Annotated in this window: 17 protein-coding genes; 10 read left to right on the forward strand and 7 right to left on the reverse strand. The window is 27.7% G+C overall.

Annotated elements, in window-relative coordinates:
* Window positions 1–24: 24 nt before the first annotated feature.
* The 8 genes from G507_RS0105410 (at window position 25) to G507_RS0105445 (ending at window position 8,331) form a co-directional block, all read left to right on the forward strand.
* Window positions 25–930: an ABC transporter ATP-binding protein gene (locus tag G507_RS0105410; protein WP_026716536.1), complete on the forward strand. Its 906-nt coding sequence runs from the start codon at window positions 25–27 to the stop codon at window positions 928–930.
* A 1-nt stretch (window position 931) separates the two neighbouring features.
* On the forward strand, window positions 932–3,154 hold the full coding sequence (locus tag G507_RS0105415; protein ID WP_026716537.1) for a redoxin family protein: 2,223 nt from the start codon (window positions 932–934) through the stop codon (window positions 3,152–3,154).
* A gap of 132 nt (window positions 3,155–3,286) precedes the next feature.
* A complete protein-coding gene (locus G507_RS0105420; protein WP_026716538.1) occupies window positions 3,287–5,050 on the forward strand; it encodes an APC family permease in 1,764 nt (587 codons plus the stop codon).
* 95 nt (window positions 5,051–5,145) lie between these two features.
* On the forward strand, window positions 5,146–5,670 hold the full coding sequence (locus G507_RS0105425; RefSeq protein ID WP_245575596.1) for a CIA30 family protein: 525 nt from the start codon (window positions 5,146–5,148) through the stop codon (window positions 5,668–5,670).
* Between the two features lie 49 nt (window positions 5,671–5,719).
* Window positions 5,720–6,349, forward strand: a complete 630-nt coding sequence (locus G507_RS0105430) for a hypothetical protein (RefSeq protein ID WP_026716540.1) — start codon at window positions 5,720–5,722, stop codon at window positions 6,347–6,349.
* Between the two features lie 64 nt (window positions 6,350–6,413).
* Window positions 6,414–7,361: a tRNA dihydrouridine synthase gene (locus tag G507_RS0105435; protein ID WP_026716541.1), complete on the forward strand. Its 948-nt coding sequence runs from the start codon at window positions 6,414–6,416 to the stop codon at window positions 7,359–7,361.
* 94 nt (window positions 7,362–7,455) lie between these two features.
* On the forward strand, window positions 7,456–7,839 hold the full coding sequence (locus tag G507_RS0105440; RefSeq protein WP_026716542.1) for a hypothetical protein: 384 nt from the start codon (window positions 7,456–7,458) through the stop codon (window positions 7,837–7,839).
* 18 nt (window positions 7,840–7,857) lie between these two features.
* Window positions 7,858–8,331 (forward strand): HAD domain-containing protein, encoded by a 474-nt coding sequence (locus G507_RS0105445; protein ID WP_026716543.1) that lies wholly within the window; start codon window positions 7,858–7,860, stop codon window positions 8,329–8,331.
* A gap of 72 nt (window positions 8,332–8,403) precedes the next feature.
* Here the strand turns inward: G507_RS0105445 and yaaA are convergent, their stop codons facing one another.
* Window positions 8,404–9,162, reverse strand: coding sequence for a peroxide stress protein YaaA (gene yaaA / locus G507_RS0105450; protein WP_026716544.1), 759 nt, complete (start codon window positions 9,160–9,162; stop codon window positions 8,404–8,406).
* A 259-nt stretch (window positions 9,163–9,421) separates the two neighbouring features.
* Here yaaA and G507_RS0105455 point away from each other — a divergent pair, with 259 nt between their 5' ends.
* Window positions 9,422–10,600, forward strand: a complete 1,179-nt coding sequence (locus tag G507_RS0105455) for an LETM1-related biofilm-associated protein (RefSeq protein WP_026716545.1) — start codon at window positions 9,422–9,424, stop codon at window positions 10,598–10,600.
* A 3-nt stretch (window positions 10,601–10,603) separates the two neighbouring features.
* Here the strand turns inward: G507_RS0105455 and can are convergent, their stop codons facing one another.
* The 4 genes from can to G507_RS0105475 all read right to left on the reverse strand — a co-directional run bounded on the left by can (window position 10,604) and on the right by G507_RS0105475 (window position 13,758).
* On the reverse strand, window positions 10,604–11,239 hold the full coding sequence (gene can, locus G507_RS0105460; protein WP_026716546.1) for a carbonate dehydratase: 636 nt from the start codon (window positions 11,237–11,239) through the stop codon (window positions 10,604–10,606).
* Between the two features lie 12 nt (window positions 11,240–11,251).
* Complete coding sequence (locus G507_RS0105465) at window positions 11,252–12,829, reverse strand: SulP family inorganic anion transporter (RefSeq protein WP_026716547.1); 1,578 nt, start codon at window positions 12,827–12,829, stop codon at window positions 11,252–11,254.
* A gap of 60 nt (window positions 12,830–12,889) precedes the next feature.
* Window positions 12,890–13,177, reverse strand: coding sequence for a hypothetical protein (locus tag G507_RS0105470; protein WP_026716548.1), 288 nt, complete (start codon window positions 13,175–13,177; stop codon window positions 12,890–12,892).
* 101 nt (window positions 13,178–13,278) lie between these two features.
* On the reverse strand, window positions 13,279–13,758 hold the full coding sequence (locus tag G507_RS0105475; RefSeq protein ID WP_026716549.1) for a Dps family protein: 480 nt from the start codon (window positions 13,756–13,758) through the stop codon (window positions 13,279–13,281).
* A gap of 102 nt (window positions 13,759–13,860) precedes the next feature.
* On the opposite strand from G507_RS0105475, the gene G507_RS0105480 reads away from it, so the two are divergent.
* Window positions 13,861–14,802 carry a hydrogen peroxide-inducible genes activator gene (locus G507_RS0105480; RefSeq protein WP_026716550.1) on the forward strand — a complete coding sequence of 314 codons (942 nt, stop codon included), beginning with the start codon at window positions 13,861–13,863 and terminating at the stop codon, window positions 14,800–14,802.
* A 42-nt stretch (window positions 14,803–14,844) separates the two neighbouring features.
* Here the strand turns inward: G507_RS0105480 and G507_RS0105485 are convergent, their stop codons facing one another.
* Window positions 14,845–15,039, reverse strand: a complete 195-nt coding sequence (locus G507_RS0105485; RefSeq protein WP_026716551.1) for a hypothetical protein — start codon at window positions 15,037–15,039, stop codon at window positions 14,845–14,847.
* 157 nt (window positions 15,040–15,196) lie between these two features.
* Entirely contained in the window at window positions 15,197–15,859 is a 663-nt protein-coding gene (mnmC2, locus tag G507_RS0105490; RefSeq protein WP_026716552.1) for a tRNA (5-methylaminomethyl-2-thiouridine)(34)-methyltransferase MnmC2, read from the reverse strand.
* Window positions 15,860–15,885 lie beyond the last annotated feature (26 nt).

A 15,885-nucleotide genomic window follows, 5' to 3' on the forward strand; every position in this document is an offset into this window, starting at 1 on the left:
ACTTACTTCTAATTTTTAATATTAATGGAATATATTATTCAAACTTCAAATTTAGATTTTCAGTATTCAAAACATAAAAAAAATCTTGAAAATTTATCTATAAATGTTCCTAAAGGAAGTATCTATGGCTTTTTAGGTCCAAATGGAGCAGGAAAATCTACTACTATGCGTTTGTTAACTGGAATAATTCCTGATGATACAAATTCAATTTCATTATTTGGAAGTTCGATTAATGAACAATTACCTTATGTTTTTGAAAAGGTAGGATCACTCGTTGAAAGTCCAGCTTTATACCTTCATTTGTCTGGATATGACAACTTAAAATACATTGCTATTTTAAGAAAAATTGATTTATCTAAAATAGATGAAGTATTAGAATTAGTTGATTTAAGTTATGCAAAAAAACAAAAGGCTAAACAATATTCTTTAGGAATGAAACAACGTTTAGCAATTGCTATGGCTCTTTTAAGCGATCCTGAATTGTTATTTTTAGACGAACCTGTTAACGGTCTTGATCCAAACGGAATTGTTGATGTCAGAAAACTTCTTGTAAAGATTAACAAAGAAAGAGGAGTTACTATTTTTGTATCCAGTCATTTATTGAGTGAAATTGAAAAAATGTGTACTCATGTTGGAATAATTTCTAAGGGTATATTGAAATTTGAAGGAACAATTGATGAATTATCTAAAAAATTTGATAATTGCAAAATCCAAATTACGATTGACAATGCTGAAAATTGGTTACCAAAACTTGAAGAAAAATATAAAAATGTAGTTTTAGAAGAATTAAATAAAATCTCAATTGAATTAAATAATACTTCTGAAATTCCAGCATTTGTAAATAGCATTATCAATGATGGCGTTTTATTATATGAGTTAAAAATTATTGAAGGTTTGGAACAATGGTTTATGAATTTAACTGAAGACTAACATGAAAAAAAATATCTCAAACCTAAATATTGCCTTTAAAGGAGAAACACTAAAGAAGAAAGGAACAGGAATTTATACTTCATCATTTATAATTGGTGTTTTTATGCCAATTGTCTATTTTTTATTCAATATTTTTTCAGATAAAAAGACAGAATATGGAGCAGATTTTAACTTCATAACTAATTTTGTTTATGAAGTAATTAATCCTTTAGCTGTTTTCTTTCTTCCATTAATAATCATAATAAATGCAAGTAAGATTGCACAATTGGATCATAAAAATGGTGGATGGAATTTAATGGAAACGCAACCCTTACAAAAATTTTCAATTTATTTTTCTAAATTAATTGTACTCTTTATTGCTAATTTTATCGTAATTTTTAATTTCTTTATTTCAAGTGTTTTATTAGCTATGTTACTTTCTCTGTTTATTGAAATACCTGAATATGTTAGTTTTCAAATTGAATTTTATTCCTTAATAAATCTATTAGCCAGAGTTTTTGTAGCTAGTGTCTTTTTAACTTCTTTACAGTATTTATTATCGGTTTTAATTCCAAGTTTTATTTGGTCATTACTCATTGGTTTCTTTTTATTAATTTCTAATACAATTTTATCAAATTTAAATTTAATTCCAGATTGGTCACCGATAGAAATAGTAAACAAAATATCAGAATACAAAGAAGGAAGCGATATAGGAAATTATTTTTTATACACCGAAATAATGAGTGTTATTTTAGGCTTATTTACAATGTATATTGGTTTTAAATGGTATAAAAACAAAAGCTTCTTAAAAGCATTTATTATCCCTTATAAAAAAGTAGTTATAAGTCTTTTTGTAATTCTATTTACACTTTTATTGAGTTCATATATCTTAAAACCAAATCAATATAAAGAAACCGATTCAACCACTTTATCAGGAATAATTGAAAGTAATTCATTCTTTAAGCAGGCCTTTTTAATTCATCCAAAAATTGGCGATACAATTTGCGCTATTCCAATTGACAATAATCAGTTTAAAGTATCTATAAAATCTAAATTACCTCTAGATGAGTATCAAATTGTAATTGATAACTCATTCGCTGTAAATATTATAATGTCCAGCAAGGATAGTATTTTTACTAAAATTAAACACTTAGGCAATAAATTAGAAACTAAGTTTTATGGAACCAGATTAGCTGAAAGTCAATATAAAAAAGGCAATAATTCCAATTGGAATATAATTAGTTATTATTTAGACCAAAATCAATTAATTGATGAACCAAAATTATTTTTTAAAGAATTATATAATGCTTGGGAAAAAGTATACAATAGTACAGATAAATTTAAAACCCGTGATAATTACATTCCAAAATCAGATTTTATTGAACTTGAAAAAAAGCTTGTTAGCCTAGAATATTTGAATTATTTAAACGAATATTTAGATAAAAGAAAAAGTATGTTTCCTTCCATTAAAACAGAAATTCCTTTAAATATTCAAGAAATCAAGAATAAAATAAAATTAGATGACGAAACATTAATTTCTCAGGATTTGTATTTAACTTATTTGATTTATGAAATAAGCAAAAATGATACTAGAGACATTGATTTAAAAATTAAAGAAATTGAAAACATATCTAAATTAAAAGAAAGTAAATTTAAAAACCGATTACTCTACTCGTATTTAAAAACAAATCTAGAAGATGCTACAAGTAGTGATGAACGCAAAAACATCATAACTTCATATGCTAATACTATTACTGATGTAAAATTAAAAAACAATTTAGAAAATAATTTTAAAACGCTTGAAAGATTAGGAAAAGGCAATGAAGCAAGAGAAATAGCTTTAAAAGATTTAAATGGAACACTTTTAAATCTTTCTAAGTTCAAAGGAAAATTTATAGCTATTGATGTTTGGGCAACTTGGTGTGGACCATGTAAATACGAATCTCCTTATTTTGAAAAAATGGCTATAAAATATAAAAAAGAAAATATTGTTTTTGTAGCAATAAGTAGTGATAAAGATGAAAAAGCATGGTATTTAGATGCTAAAAACAAATCAAAGTCAGTGCAACAATTTCATTTGGAAAATGCAGTTGCTTTTTCAAAAGATTATAATGTTAATAGTATTCCCAGGTTCATTTTAATAGATGATAAAGGAAAAATTTATAATGCATCAATGCCAAGACCTAGTGAAGCCTCTTTTGAAATGATTTTGAGAAAAGCATTAAATCTTAGCGATTTAAATTAATTAATAACATCACAAATTCAATAAAATATTTTTTGGGGTTTTATTTTTTATGATTCTAAATATTCATAACTTTTCGCTTATTGATTTAAAAATTAGTAAATTTGAGAAGCAATGAAAAAACGAAAAAAATAAATGAGTACAACCCATAAAAAATTAGGTCAATTAGCGTCAACCGCTATTTGTGGTAATGATATTAGTTCTTCAGTATTATATGTTTCAGCTTTAGCTATTGGTTTTGCCGGACAATATGCTTGGATAACCTTACTAATAGTTTCTTTCGTGTTATTTCTATTCCGAAAAATTTATGGTGAAGTTGTCGGTGCTCTTCCTCTAAATGGTGGTGCATACAATGCACTTTTAAATACTACTAGTAAAGGAACAGCATCTTTAGCAGCTACTTTGACATTATTATCTTATATGGCAACAGCTGTAATTTCAGCTAATGAAGGAATCCATTATTTACATCATTTAGTTCCTATTTTGCCTATTATTCCAGTTACAATCGTGCTTTTATGTCTATTTGCTTTATTAGCTATAATTGGAATTACAGAATCAGCTAAAGTGGCAATTGGAATCTTTATTTTTCATTTAACGTCATTAGCTATTTTAAGTGGATTTATTATTTTTTACTTATTTCAAAACGGAATTACTACGTTATTTGAAAACTGGCATTTTCCATTAAGCAGTGGAAGTATTTCAAATGCTATTTTTCTAGGTTTTGCAGCTTCTATGTTAGGGGTTTCTGGTTTTGAAAGTTCAGCCAACTTTGTCGAAGAACAAGAAAAAGGTGTTTTTCCAAAAACTTTGAGAAATATGTGGTCTATTGTAAGCATTATAAATCCGTTAATGGCTGTTTTTGCTTTGGCTATTTTTGCTATTCCTTTACTACAAAGTGATGCTTATCAAAACACGTTATTAATTCAAATGGGAGAAGAAGTAGGTGGCAAATGGATTGCTTCTTTAATTGCAATTGATGCCTTTTTAGTCCTAAGCGGTGCCGTTTTAACTAGCTTTGTTGGGGTTACAGGATTATTAGAACGTATGACATTAGATAGAATTTTACCCCCTTTTTTTCTGAAGAAAAACAAAAAAGGAAGTTCATATAGAATCGTAATCATGTTTTTATTGCTTTCTGTTTCTGTTTTATTAATCACAAATGGTGATGTGCGTTTATTAGCTGGTGTTTATACTATTTCCTTTTTATCTGTAATGGCCTTATTTGGTATTGGAAACATTCTGTTAAAAATTAAAAGAAATAGCCTTCCTAGACCAGAAAAAGCTTCTTGGATTGCTGTAATTATTGCTATTATAGCCGTAGTTATTGCTTTAATTGGTAATATAACAATGACTCCTAAACCAGGTTTACCAAGTAATCTTCAGGTATTTTCGTATTATTTTGTACCAACTATTTTGTTTATTGCTGTAATGCTAAATCGTACCATTTTACTAAAAGCTGTTTTAAAAATATTGGATGCTTTTTTTGATCCAATTCGTAAATTTTCTGTGGTAACAGATAGAAAGATAAAAAGCATTCTACATAAAATAAATCAACAAGAGTTTGTGTTTTTTACAAAAGGAGATAACATTGCAACTTTAAACAAAGTAATGCAGTACATTGAAAGAAATGAACATACTAAAAAAATAAAAATCGTTACCGTTTTAGAAAAAGGAAAAACTGGACCACCAAATTTAGCTCAAGAAATTGACTTTTTAGACAGAGAATATCCAGAAATAGATATAGAATTAGTGATTTTAGAAGGTGTATTTACTCCCAAATTAATTCAAGAACTTTCCGAAAAATGGAATATTCCTGTCAACTTCATGTTTATTGGCTCGCCTACAGAAAAATTTCCGTTCAAAGTTGAAGAATTAGGTGGTGTTCGATTGATTATTTAGCAATCCAAAATAAATAAACGTTATATAAAAGCCTGTTAAAGTAATCGATTAACAGGCTTTATTGTTCTATCTTTATGATACAAAAATAAACAAAGATGAATTTATTTATACTACTACTAATAACATTTATGAACACAACAATGATTTACGATTTCAATAAAGATTCCTCTAAAAATGATTGGAAAATAATTGATGATGGTGTAATGGGTGGAGAATCTCAAGGGAAATTTTCTATAAATGAAGATGGAAATGGCGTTTTTAAAGGCACAGTTTCCCTAGAAAACAATGGTGGCTTTTCGTCTGTTCGTCATCAATTTGACAAAATTAAGGCAACAAAAGACAGCAAAGTACTAATTCGATTAAAAGGTGATGGCAAAGAATACCAATTCAGAATTAAAGACAAATCGAGTGCTTATTATTCATACATCACAACTTTTAAAACTTCTGGTGAATGGGAAACTGTATCAATCAAATTAAGTGATTTATATCCTTCTTTTAGAGGTCGAAAACTAAGTTTACCCAATTTTGAAAGTGATTCTTTTGAAGAAATTGTCTTCTTAATTGGAAACAAAAAAAACGAATCGTTCCAATTAATTTTAGATAAAATTGAGTTGGAATAACTTAGACTTCTAATTTATTTGGCTATTTTTGATAAATAAATTATCCTAAATGTTTACAATTCGAAAAAGCTTTTTTCTTTTAATTCTACTTGCTTCCTTCTTTAGTTTTTCACAAGACCAAGAAGCAACAATCTTTTTTAAAGATGGTGATTCTATTCAAGGATTTGCAATGATTAAAAATGAAAAAATAAAATTCAGAATTTCTTTGGATGACAAACCTGATACTTGGGATTCTGAAAGTGTTTCCAAAGTTGAATTTTATGGATTCAATATTAAAAAAACATTCGAATATGTAAAATTAAGTAAGCATGATAAAAAACCAAAGCTTCTTGAAGTTTTAATCAAAGATAAAGTGTCTTTATATTTAGAAACTATTTATACATATTCAACTGGTTCAAATTCAGGTCGTGGAATATTACCCTATTATGGAAGTGGTGGCATAACAAAGAAAGTTAGTGAAGAAAATCATTATGTAAAACGAACCACAGATGAATTTCCAACTTGTATCAACTGCTATGTTTTAGGAAGTTGGAAAAAGAAAGCATTAGAGTATTTTATGGATTGTCCTGGTTTAATCAAAAAGATTAATAATCATGAATTAAGAGAAATTCATTTAGTAGATATCGTCTATTTTTATAACGATTATTGTGTTGATGAAGAAGAAATTTTAGAAGATTAAAATTGATTTTTGAACTTGAAATTGTCATTGACATTTACCCTATCTTTGCCATTCAATTTAGAACATGAGTCCTACCCTACTTTCATCACCTTTACAAGGTTTTACCGATTTCCGATTTAGAAATGCTTTTCACAAATATTTTGGCGGCATTGCTACTTTTTATGCTCCATATATTCGTTTAGACGGAAAATTAGTTATTAAAAATTCGTATCAACGTGATTTGCAATTGGAACATAACGATACTTTAGAATTGATTCCACAAGTGATGACTAATGACGCGGATGAGTTTTTGTTTGTCGTAAAATACATTCAAGAATTGGGTTACAAAGAACTGAATTGGAATTTAGGTTGTCCTTATCCAATGGTAACCAAAAAAGGAATGGGTTCTGGTTTAATTTGTGAACCGATGAAAATTGACCATATTCTAAATCGCGTCCATAATGAAACTGATGTAATTGTTTCTATGAAAATGCGAATGGGTTACGAAAATCCAGAAGAAATTTTAGATGTTTTTCCGATTTTGGATAAATATCCTTTGAAAAATATTGCTATTCATGCTAGAATTGGCAAACAATTGTATAAAGGTGGTGTCAATTTAGAAGCTTTTCAACGTTGCACCGAAAACACCAAACACAAATTGTATTATAATGGTGATATTACTTCTGTAGCCAAGTTTAAAGAAATGCAAGAGCTTTTTCCAAGTATTGATCATTTTATGATTGGTCGTGGTTTAATTGCTGATCCTTTTTTGCCAAGCATGATTAAAAACAACACTACAGATTACCCAAAAGATAGATGGAAAATTTTTAACGAATTCCACGATACGATTTACCAAGAATACGATGCAGCTCTTTCTGGACCAACACCCATTAAAATGAAAATGTTAGGTTTTTGGGAGTACTTTTCTACTTCGTTTTCCAACCCTCAAAAGACTTTTAAAAAGATTAAAAAAGCCCAAAGTCCAAGAGCTTACCAAGAAGCTGTGAAAGAGATTTTTAATAGTGAGAAGTAGTTTGTGAGGTTTTTATTAGGGTTTAGTTATTTTTGTTATATTTGAAAATTATGATAAGAAATGATTTTTGTAAATAATTCAAGAGATAATAAAAATGGAAAAAATAAATAAAGAAATAATTTTAAAAGCAATTCAAGAATCTGATTATATATTATTTTCAAGTCATAATAAACTATGCCTTCCAATTATTAAAAGAATTTACAAAAAAATGAACAATGGAATTAAGTTTGATGACATAAAAGTTTGTGATACATTAATTATTGACGGTCACCACAGATATATAAGTTCATTATTGTCTAAAATGAAACTACAAGAAACTAAATCTTCAAAAACAAGTGCTACAAATCAATATGATTGGTCTATTGTTGAATTTGTTGAAGAAGAATGGGACACAGAAGATAAAATACTACGTTTGAATGAATTAGATGCACTCTATAACAACATTTCTTTAGAACAAGTAATTGAAATAACAAAATAAATTTAGTATTTTTGCAATATGTTATTATATTTAGACATAGATGGTGTTATGGTTCCTGCAAATTCTTGGAGAAAACCAGAAATTTTAGAAGATGGTTTTCCAGAATTTAGTTTAAATGCAGTTAAATCGCTTGATAGAATCATTTCTACATCAAGTGCAGATATTGTTTTGACTACTTCTCATAAATATAAGTACACTTTAAAAGAATGGAATAAAATTTTTAATAGAAGAAATATAAAAGTTAATAAAATTACGAGACTTCCTAAAAATGTTAATCACTTAAATAGAAAAGAAGAACTTTTAAATTGGTTTAATCCAAAAAGAATTAACGAAGAATTTATCATTATTGATGATGACAAATCTTTAAATGGATTACCTGATTATTTAAAAAATAAATTAATCCAAACTAGTGGTTCAGTTGGTTTAACAGATTATTTGGCAGAAGAAGCTTTGGATATTATTAATAATTTAGAATACAAATTAGTGAAATAAAAATATCTCTTTAGAATTATACTAAAGGGATATATTTTTATAGAACATATTCTATAATACTACCAAAAAAACCTACCTAGTAAAAACCAAAATATTTCCTTTACTCAAATTTGCATCAAAAGCGTAACCTTCGTAATTGAATCCTTTTAAATCTTCGATGGTTTCTGCATTTTTATCTATGATGTAACGCACCATTAAACCCCTTGCTTTTTTGGCAAAGAAACTAATCATTTTTAGTTTTCCGTCTTTGTAATCTTTAAATTCTGGAGTTATTACAGTTGCTTTTAAGGTTTTTGTGTCCACTGCACTAAAATATTCGTTACTCGCTAAATTCAGGAATAATTCGTCGTCTTTTAGTTCTTCATTTAAGGTTTTAGTAATCGTTTTTTTCCAGAATTCGTATAAATTCTTTTTGGTTCCAATTTTTATCGAAGTTCCCATTTCTAAACGATAGGCTTGCATCAAGTCCAAAGGCTTCAACAAACCGTACAAACCTGAAAGAATTCGCAGTTTATCTTGCAAATCATCCATTTTCTCAGCTGGAATTGTATAGGCATCCAAACCTGTGTAAACATCACCATCGAAAGCAAAAATAGCTGGTCGAGCATTTTCTGGTGTAAAAGGCGTTTCCCAAACTTGGTTTCGATCCCAATTCAAATCGGCTAACTTTTCAGAAATAGACATTAAATCCATTAGCTGTTTTGGCTTTTGCTTTTTTAATGTTTTTTGAATGGTCTTGGATTCCTTTAAAAATTCAGGTTCAGTATGCTTTTTTGTTGGCAATTCACTTTCAAAATTTAAGGATTTGGCTGGTGATATAACGATTTTCATATATATTTTCCGAAAAATCGGAAATCTTTTAATGGTTAAACTTTAGTTTTTCAAATTTACTAATTAGTTTTATAAAATCATATACGATAAAATGGTTTGTAGCGATTTAGGTATAAGAGAAATTTATTGGATTTTGTTACACAGAGTTTCGCAAAGTTTTTACAGAGTTGCACAAAGTTTATTTTCTTTGAGTATCTCTTTGCAATATTCTTTATGTATCTCTGTGAAATAATAGTACATTTGCATTTTACAAAACATCATGATTAACCCATCAGCAAACGGTTGGATAAAGAAGTTTTTCTCAGAAAACAAATCGAATTATAAAGAGTATAATAACGATTTGTTGGCTTTTTATCATGATGTAAGAACTTCTGGTTTTATTTATGGTTACGTAATTCGGGTTAATTTAATCAAACAACTCGATACAAAGTTACTTTCTAGTGATGAAATTACTAAAATTGCTTTATTAAATTCACTTTTTTCTGTTTTTAAGTTGGTTACAAAAACGGAAGATGAAAAAGTTTTTAATGAAAAAGCAATTGAATTTTATACGTTTTTATACCAAAAAGGAAATTCTTTGTTTTCTAAATCAAAACCAAATTTAGAAGAATGTATTGCTACTAGAATTCAAACTAATGAGAATGTTTTTGCTAAAAACTTTTCGCATATTATTACAAATGCTTTGTTGTTTATGGATATTTTGGCTTTCCAAAAATATTTAGAAACCTTTGATAATCCTTTAAATTATTTAAAAAAGTTAGAAGAAAGTACTATTGTTTTGGTTTCAAATGCATTATCTGTAAAGGAAAATCCATCACAATACGACAACCTTTTGGTTAAGCTATTTGAAAATTCAGTACGTTATACTAAATTCTATAGAAAACAAGTAGAAGTTGCTGATTTAGAACAATTTGAAAAATTCGATTCTATTATCGAAAAACTCTATTTATTGGATTTAGCGACTATGGCTATGTGGAGTGATGATGAATTAAGTATTATAGAAAAAGATTATTTACATAAGTTTTGTTCTGAATTGCATATTGAAGAAAATGAATATGTTATTAGTTTAAATAATATTGATACTTACATCAAACAATATCGAAATGAAATTCCGTATTTTAATTATTCGAATCCAGTTAAGCATTTTTATGAACAGTCAAATAAAACAGTTACTAAATTAATTACCCGAAACGGAAAACGTTTAACTAAAGAATTAAAGGAAAGTAAAGAATTAGTGAGACTTTTAGCTAAATCTGCAACAACCGATTTAGATAAAGAAGAAAAAAAGAAAGTAAAAAAACAGTTATTAGATATTTGTAAAACAATACCTTCGTTAACTATCTTTTTACTTCCTGGTGGAGGTTTACTTTTACCTATTTTGATAAAATATATTCCTCAATTATTGCCTTCTGCTTTTAATGAAAATTTAGAAGAGTAATCTTTAAAATTTTAACTTATAGACAGTATCTAAATCTTTGTCACAACTAAAATTTACCCCTAAATCAGTTATATAACCTGAATTTAAACCATACACCCAACCGTGAATACTTAATTTCTGTCCGTTTTTCCAAGCTGATTGTACAATTGATGTCTTAGCTAAATCAAAAACTTGTTCTTTTACATTTATTTCTACAAACTTATTAAAGCGCTCTTTTTCATCTATAATCGCATCTAACTCTTGATGATGAAAACGATAAACGTCTTTTATATGTCTAATCCAATTGTCTATTACACCTATAGAATCATTACCCATTGCAGCTTTAACACCACCACAACCATAATGACCACATACAATTACATGTTGTACTTTTAGAGCATTTACAGCATAATCTAAAACACTTAACATGTTCATATCTGTATGAACTACCATATTTGCAATATTTCTGTGTACAAAAACTTCACCTGGTTCTGCTCCAATAATTTCATTTGCCGGAACACGACTATCTGAACATCCAATCCATAATAAGGGTGGTTGTTGTCCTTCTGCTAAATTGTTAAAAAACTCTGGGCTTACTTTTGTTTTTTCTTCAACCCATTTTTTATTGTTCTCTATTATTTTTTTATAAAACTCACTCATGATGATATACTTTTAATTTGATTCTTTTTTTAATTTGAAAAACTCAATAAAGCTTGTTGGATTATCAACTGTACCTCTTTCTGACTTTAAATGTACAAATATGTTTTTATTTTTAGCCTGAATAACAAAGTCTTCTAATATTTCTACAATGTCATAATCCAAATAAGTTGTTTTTCTTATATCTAATTCTAATCTTGAATTTTCAGGTAAACTGAATAGTTCTTTCTGAATGGCAGCTTTATTTAAAAAGGAAATTTCTTCAGCGAAAGTCATTTCAACTACATTTGAATTCTCTGTTTCTTTCTTATGTAAAAATACGGAATTTTGATAATTTTTTATCAAAACAACTGCAAATCCGATGGCTAAACCTGTAAAGATTCCATATAATAAATTCGTAAAAACGATAATAACAACGGTTACTATAAAAGGTAAAAATTGTGTCCAACCCAAAGAAAACATTTTCTTAAATAAAGATGGTTTCGCTAATTTAAATCCAACTACAATTAAAATTGCTGCTAGAACTGACTTTGGAATATGATTTAATATCGTAGGAATTGCCAAAACAGATACTAATAACAAAATACCATGCAAAATTGCAGACATTTTTGTTTTTGCATTTGACTGAACATTGGCAGAACTTCTAACAATTACTTGTGTTACAGGTAAACCTCCAATTAAACCTGAAGCGATGTTTCCAAATCCTTGCGCAAATAATTCTCTATTTGTAGGTGTAATATTTTTTTCTGGATCTAATTTATCGGTTGCTTCAACACTTAATAAGGTTTCTAAACTAGCTACTAATGCTAGAGTAAAAGCAATTGTTAAAATTTCAATAGAAAAAATTTGACTAAAATCTGGAAAACTTAAAAATTCACCAAAATCACTAATACTATTTGGCACAGGAACTTCTACAAGATGTTTTCCCTTAATAGCTAAATCTGTAATTGAACTAAAAATAATTTGTAAAATAGTACCAACTAAAACAGCAATTAATGAACCTTGAATAATTTTAAAAAATCCATGCTTTTTTGATAAAATGTTATCCCAAAAAAGAATAATAACAAGTCCTATTACACCAATAATCAATGCTCCTAATGTGATATTATCAATAATATGAGCAATGGCAGAAAATGTATTTTCACCAGAATTTTCAACGAAACTATCTGCTCCTTCTGCTTCTGTATCATAACCAAAAAAGTGAGGTATTTGTTTTAGAATAATAATTATTCCAATTCCTGTTAGCATTCCTTTAATGACACTATTTGGAAAGTAATAACCGATTACTCCCATTTTAAGAACACCAAAAAGCAATTGAATAATTCCTGATAAAACTACAGCAGATAAAAACAATTCGAAACTACCTAACGAAGTAATTGCACTGGCAACAATTGCAGCTAAACCTGCTGCTGGTCCACTAACTCCAATTTTTGATTTACTAATAAGACCAACAACAATACCACCAATAATTCCAGCTATTAGTCCCGATAAAGGAGGTGCATCACTAGCTAAAGCAATTCCTAAACAAAGTGGAAGAGCCACGAAAAAAACTACAATACTCGCTGGAATATCGTTTCTTAAATGTTTAAACATATATGAATTTTTGAATTAAATTAAATTTTATACTTCATGTTTATGAAGTTTTAGAAAAATCTAAACTAATTCAGGAGGCTCAATAAAAATAGTAGGTTTAATAGAGTTTACTTTTCTATCGTTTAAAATAGAATACTGCACTTTTTGCAACCCTTCAAAGTCTATTACTAATGGAATCGAATAAATAGTAGGTATTGATTTTATTTCGCTAAAGGCACCATGATTTTCTTCTTCACCTAAGTTAAAAAAGTAAGAAGTATCAACACTTTCGTCTATAGCAGACACAATAGTTGGTGTAGCTAGAAACAAAATAAAAATTAACAATACTATTTTTGATAAAAATTGCATATGGCAAATATAAAATATATTTATGGTTTATAAAAATGTGTAAACCCTAAATTAAACACAAAAAAAAGCCACTTTTAAAGTGGCTTTTTTTTACTAGCAAATTACATTTCTTCTTCCATCCAAGCTTTTAACATCCAAATTGTTTTTTCTTGTTCTACTATAAAATCACTCATCATAGAATTTGTCCCTTCATCATTAATATTTCCTGATTTTTCTAAAATAACCCTTTCAATTTTCAGCAATTCAACTAATGAATCTGAAACTAAAAGCACAGCTTCTGTATCCTTTGAAATATTTTTTCCAACTTTTAATTTACTGTTTTCTATATAATCCGAAAAAGTATGCAATGGTGTTCCTCCCAAAGTTAAAACCCTCTCAGCAATCAAATCAATTTTTAATTGTGAATCATTATATAACTCTTCAAACTTAACATGTAAATCAAAAAATCTTTTTCCACGAATATTCCAATGCAATCCTCTTAAGTTTTGATAATAAATTTGAAAATTAGATAATAATGTATTCAACTCATTTGCTAATTCATCTACTTCTTTAACTGGTAATCCTAAACTATTTACTTTCATGTTTCTTACTTTTAAATTATCACTAAATTTACTAAAAATTTAACACTATTAAGTATAAGTAATATCGATAGTTTTTATATTTTTATCGAAAATAACTATACAATGACAATTACTCAATTAGTTTATGTGTTAGCTGTTGCAGAGCACAAGAACTTTACCAATGCTGCAGAAAAATGTTTTGTTACTCAACCCACACTAAGTATGCAAATTCAAAAATTAGAAGAAGAATTAAAGGTTCAGATTTTTGATAGAAGTAAAAAACCAATTCAATTAACAGAAATTGGTGAAAAAATTGTTAATCAAGCAAAAAATATTGTCAATGAAGCCGGAAGAATTACTGATATTGTAGAACAACAAAAAGGTTATATTGGTGGTGAGTTTAGAGTTGGAATTATTCCGACAGTAATGCCTACTCTATTACCTATGTTTTTGAGTAATTTTATTAAAAAACATCCAAAAGTAAATTTAATTATAGAAGAGCAAACTACAGAAGAAATTATAAAACGTTTAAAAAACGGCCATTTAGATTGTGCTATTGCTGCAACTCCTTTGGAAGAAGAAAATTTAAAAGAAATTGTCTTATATTATGAACCTTTTGTAGCCTATATTCCTGAAGGAAATTCAATTTCAGCTAAAAAAGAAATAGAAATTAGTGATTTAGATGTAGAAAATATTCTTTTACTACAAGATGGGCATTGCTTTAGAGATGGAATTTTGAATCTCTGCAAAAACAATAAATATTTAAATGAAAATCATTTTCAAATTGAAAGTGGGAGTTTTGAAACTTTAATAAAATTAGCTGATGAAGGTTTAGGTACAACACTTTTGCCTTACCTACACACATTAGATTTGAATGAAAATAAGAAAAGTAAATTAAGACATTTTAAAGACCCGAAACCTGCAAGAGAAGTTAGTTTAATTTATCCGAAAAATGAATTAAAAATACATATTATAGATGCTTTGAGAAGTGTTATTTCTGGGGTCGTTAGAGGCGCAATAGCCTTTAGTGACGTTGAAATAATCAGTCCAAAAAAGCAAGCCTAATAAAAAAGGTACGTGAAAACGTACCTTTTTTATTTATATAAATTATTCCATTAAAATTAAACATTGTCTCAACTCTGGCTTTTCTTTTGTGAATTGCATAACCCAACTCATTAATTCTTCTATTTCATAAGGTAAAAGCACTTTTAAAGCTTTTTCAAATTCTTTACAAAATAATATTGGGTCAAAACTTACTCGCTCTAAAATTGACTTCGTATACGTAAACATTCTTGTGGGCATAATACAAAAAATTAAGCGTTAATACTTTTCTTGAACATGTGGTAAATTTACTCAATAAACCATTACTATAACGTTTGCGTATGTGAAATTATTGTTATAATTATCTTAAATTATATAAATAACTGATTTTTAGGTAATTATAAAAAAATTAAATACTTTAATTCTTAATTGCTCGCAACATCTCTCTTTTCCCTGGTGCTCCAGGTAATTTTTCTACACTAAAACCTGCATTTAACATAGCTTTTTTTATGGAAGTTCTACAAGCATATGTTACCAAAATTCCTTCTGATAATAGAGCATCATACATTTTTTGAAAAATTTCTTCTGACCATAATTCTGGTTGAACATCAAATCCGAAAGCATCAAAATAGATAAGATTATACTTCTCAGAATCAGAAATATCTTCAAACTTTTGCTTTCTTTTTGTCAAATTAAAATTGGATGTTATCTTATTTTCCACTTCCCATTCAGATTGATGCATTTTATTAAAAATAGATTGATGCGCTAAAGCTTCTAATTCAGAAACATAATTTAGATTTTCAATAATATCTATTTCAACAGGATAAGCTTCTACTCCAACATAATTTATGTTTTGATTAGTATTTATTGCTTCTAAAAAAGTAATAAATGTATTTAAACCTGTTCCAAAACCGATTTCTAAAATAGAAACGGACTTATCATTTAGTAATGAAAGTCCGCTTTTTATAAAAACATGTTTTGCTTCTTGTATCGCTCCAAATTTCGAATGATAAGTTTCATTCAATTCGGGTAAAAATATTGAAGTAGAACCGTCTTTTGTTAGGATAATTTCTTTTTTCAAATTTTAAATCTTTGAAATTATTATTT

This window comes from Flavobacterium gelidilacus DSM 15343, assembly GCF_000422685.1.
Classification (GTDB): domain Bacteria; phylum Bacteroidota; class Bacteroidia; order Flavobacteriales; family Flavobacteriaceae; genus Flavobacterium; species Flavobacterium gelidilacus.